The sequence below is a fragment of the Pengzhenrongella frigida genome, from assembly GCF_004168625.1.
GTDB lineage: Bacteria > Actinomycetota > Actinomycetes > Actinomycetales > Cellulomonadaceae > Pengzhenrongella > Pengzhenrongella frigida.
This window is the reverse complement of record NZ_SDWW01000106.1, coordinates 1-1,707: the sequence shown is the minus strand read 5'-3', so window position 1 is coordinate 1,707 and position 1,707 is coordinate 1. Positions and strand designations below refer to the sequence as shown.

General features: G+C 70.5%; 1 protein-coding gene. It reads left to right on the top strand.

Annotation, left to right across the window (positions count from 1 at the left end):
- Positions 1–124 precede the first annotated feature (124 nt).
- Positions 125–1,534, top strand: a complete 1,410-nt coding sequence (locus EUA98_RS19505) for an IS1380 family transposase (protein WP_130104338.1) — start codon at positions 125–127, stop codon at positions 1,532–1,534.
- The last annotated feature ends 173 nt before the right edge of the window (positions 1,535–1,707 follow it).

The window sequence follows — 1,707 nt, the reverse complement described above, 5'->3', positions numbered from 1 at the left end:
CTAGCCTCGCGCTTTCATGGCGCGGTGGCGTGAGGTCGTGTCGATGACGTGAAAAGTGCTCCTGACCTGGAACGATTTGGATTGCTGAGGTCCAATACGTCCCAGTATGAGGAGCACCTTTCAGGTGAAGAAGACTACCGGCTTCTACCCGCATCTCAAGGTCGACACGGCCGCGTCCGGGGCTGTTGGTCAGGCGGGCGGGGTGGTCCTGACCGAGACGATCGCCGCGACCGGACTGGGCCAGGAACTCTCGGCGGCGTTGGCGCCGTGGCGCAAGCCGTTGGCAGTCCACGACCCGGCGAAAGTCATCACCGACCTGGCGATCACCCTCGCGTTGGGCGGCGACTGCCTGGCTGACGTCGCGCTGCTGCGCGCCGAACCGGGCGTCTTCGGTCCGGTCGCCTCGGACCCGACGGTGTCCCGCACGATCGACGCCCTGGCCAAGAACGCACCCGCGGCGTTGAAGGCGATCAACTCCGCCCGGGCCGCGGCGCGGGCCCGGGCGTGGGCATTGGCCGGCACCCGAGCCCCGGACGCTGCGACGTCCGCGCAAGCGCCGTTGATCGTGGACCTGGACGCGACGTTGGTGACCTCCCATTCCGACAAGGAACTGGCGCGGCCGACGTTCAAGCGGGGCTTCGGGTTCCACCCGTTGTGCTCGTTCGTCGACCACGGCGCCCAGGGCACCGGCGAGCCGTTGGCGATCGTGCTGCGCCCGGGCAACGCCGGGTCGAACACCGCCACCGACCACATCGACGTAGTCAAGGCGTCCCTGGCCCAGCTGCCCGGCCACCGGCGCGGGACCCGCCCCGGGCGCAAGGTGCTCATCCGCACCGACTCCGCCGGCGCCACGCACGCAGTGTTGAACTGGATGACGTCGCAGCGGTTGTCGTACTCGGTCGGGTTCACCCTGCCCGACCACACCCCCGACCTGCTGGCCCACATCCCCGAGCACGTGTGGGTCCCAGCGTTGGACGCCCACGACGAGATCCGCGACGGCGCGTGGGTCGCCGAGCTCACCGACCTGCTCGACCTGACGTCGTGGCCGGCCGGGATGCGGGTGATCGCCCGTAAGGAACGACCCCACCCCGGCGCGCAGCTGCGGATCACCGACATCGACGGGCACCGGGTCACCGCGTTCGCGACCAACACCCCCACCGGCGGGCCCGCCACCCAGCTGCCCGACCTCGAGCTGCGCCACCGGCGCCGCGCGCGCTGCGAGGACCGGATCCGCACCGCCAAGGACACCGGGCTGCGCGCGTTCCCACTATTCGACTTCGCCCAAAACCAGATCTGGTGCGCGATCGTCGCGCTGGCCGCGGAACTCACCGCGTGGATGCAGATGCTCGCCCTGCACGACCACGACGCCCGCCGCTGGGAACCCAAACGGCTCCGCCTGCGACTGTTCACCGTGCCCGCGACCCTGGCCCGCACCGGCAGACGCGTGCTGCTCCACCTCGCCGGCAAAGCGCCCTGGGCGGGTCTGGCCCGACAAGCCATCACCCGACTCCGCGCCCTGGCCGTGCCCGGCTGATCTTCACGTCAACCGTCCCAACGAACCCCGCACGACATCCGGTCCCTGGAACCGGCACCCACCCGAGGCGACACTCGGGCCCTTGTCACACCCCCGCGCGAAAATCACACCGCGACGACGGCCACCGCGCCGTCACGACCGCGCGCCGGCACCCCGTGAAAGATCCGGGCTAG